The following is a 2,496-nucleotide window of genomic DNA, read 5'->3' as shown; positions in this document are numbered from 1 at the left end:
CCTCAAACAGAATCATGATTTAATGGTGTAATATCTCGTCCTCGAAACACACCTAAAATGGGGTCATAAAGCCAGGGCTTTCCGCAATCTGAAGCGCTATTTTCAGGCAAATTAATTGCTGCAAATCGCTCACATGTTGTCGATATTTCTAGCTGGTATTCTTCGGCTAATTGTTCTATTTCATCGGTTAAACAGCCACTACCCCAAAGCGATATTCCCGATGCCAACTCTTGTTCTGAAAATGGTGCCAATAATCCAGAATCAATCCACGATTGGCTCGCGTTATCCCAAACCTGTAAAGTAATATCGTCACTGTCATCATCTAACATCATGATGTAATTAACCGAAGGACGACTTTGACGAAATGGTGTCTGTTTTTGTACTTCACCAATGAGATGTGCAGTTTTACTTTGCCACCATGGCTTTAAATACTTTTGCATATAGAACCAAGTAGCTTGATGTTCAAGTTCTATAAATCCCTTAACTTTTTGTTGCGTTTCATCTAATAGAGGTTTTGGGCAAATAAAACGAGGTTCAGACGTAATGTGTTGCAATGCGTTAAGTGATAACTGTTGACGTAAGTCATGATTAGATATTTTTAAGTAGCATAAATAAGGGAAATTAGGTTGCTCTTCATTAAGGGAATATAATTTGTCCGATTCAAAACCCGGAGAGGTGTACGCCACCGAACTTTGTTTTAGCGCCTTAATGTTTTTATTTAATACCAAAATATTGGCACCATTAGGCACTAACTGACGATGCCGTTGAACACGTCCGGCGAGCTGAATAATAGAGCGCATTGAGCTTGGTTCAACTATGGCCCAATCGTAATCATGATCCCGTCCCACTTCTGCCACCGGTGTCGCCAATACCACGAAAATATGATGCTGTTCACTATACTGGGTTAAAACTCGTTCAACCGTTGGTTTAGTGACAATATCTTGTAGATCGACTCGATCCCTTTGCAGTAATTGATCTAGCTGATTTTCAATCGCAGAGCGTACAGCTAATGGATGCTGACTATGATAAACACAATAATGAATACGGGTATTCTCTTTTGCTGGCAGAGAAAATAAGCTATTGGCTACAGCAACTAAGGGCTCAATATTGGCCATTCGAATAATACCTGCCGACACCGTTTTACCTTTGGAATTCGGTTGCGTCGATTGGGTATGGTGCTCCGCTGCCAGCTGATAAATCCCTTGGTATAAGGTGCGACTAAACAACTCAATAACTGGCTGTTCTGACGATGCTTTTTCATCAATATTTAACCAATTTCCCACATGCAAAGGCTGCTGATACTTATCTAACGCCTGTTTGCGTGATTGAGTAAACATTTGATGATATTGATTAAACTGCGCGATGCCGTCAGCCTGATTACTTTGTACACCAAATTCATCAAACCAAGCACAACACACAGGTTTTTGATGTTGTTGTCCTGTAACTTGATTGTATTGGGCTCGTCCGGCTTGATAACAGGCAAAAAGATGATTGACCAAAGCTGGCGGTAAAGTAGCAGAAGAGAGCAAAACCCGAGAGCCGAGTAATCCAGCAAAATATACTAAGCGACCTAAAGCGGGATCATCATCTAAAGAAAAGTCATCCGGTTCATCAAGGACTAAATCACTGGTCAGTAATCGCATCATAGGCGCAATTTGCTGACCTCCTGTTATTCCTTCCGATGTTGGCATTAAATGATCTATGGTACTGACAGAGATAGGAGCACTGACTAATTTATGAATAGCCCCTTTTTCTTTTAACCAACGTTGCAAATAATGGTTATCTACTTCACCATCATATCGAACATAATTATGCTCAGAGAAAAGTAATTCTGATTCACTGCCCGTTCTCACTGCGGCTTCATGGTTATCTAGAGCGGCTTGCTGTGCTTTTTTATCGCGATAAAAGAGATCGTGAACTGCTTGCGATCCAATATGCACGGCAACATCATCACTGTCTAAGCAGAGCCTCTGTTGTAGAGCATCTCCAGTTTGTAATGTAAGTGTTCTTAAACCGAGAGCTACACTGAACCGACAACCTAATTTAGGGTTAGATAATCCGTACATGATCCGCGCATTAGCAAACGTCTTACCTTTACCCGTTGATGCCATATTAACGCCAAAAAATCCATACTGTTCAGATAGTTCAGCAATGGCATAAGCACAATCATAGGCTTTATCTTGCCAGCGAAATTTGGCATTTTTACAACGCCGTTTAAAGCCTTTATGTTGCGTAATTGCAGGCATTACAGAACGCAAACGGGGCAAAGTTCGAGCTAATATATAGGCGTTATGGGCAACCCCGATGCAGTGTTCGTCCAGTTTTTGTTTAATTTTTCCCGTTTTTCTGTCGGTATTAGCGTTAGCTTGATAATTAAGATCTTGCCAATTTTCATGAGCGATATCAGCAGAATAAGTATGATCAGCCAGCATGAGCGCCATTCGGGCAAGATGTAAAGGAAATGCTTTTTCAAGTTGAGCATACTCGGTAAAATTG

Annotated in this window: 1 protein-coding gene; it reads right to left on the bottom strand. The window is 41.0% G+C overall.

Annotation, left to right across the window (positions count from 1 at the left end):
- Positions 1-2 precede the first annotated feature (2 nt).
- Positions 3-2,496 (bottom strand): type I-F CRISPR-associated helicase Cas3f (cas3f, locus tag I3255_RS13720; protein WP_238039305.1); only part of this gene is annotated, 2,494 nt, incomplete at its 5' end.

Source organism: Psychrobacter sp. Ps6 (assembly GCF_022129235.1).
Taxonomy (GTDB): domain Bacteria; phylum Pseudomonadota; class Gammaproteobacteria; order Pseudomonadales; family Moraxellaceae; genus Psychrobacter.
This window is presented reverse-complemented; position numbering and strand designations above follow the sequence as displayed.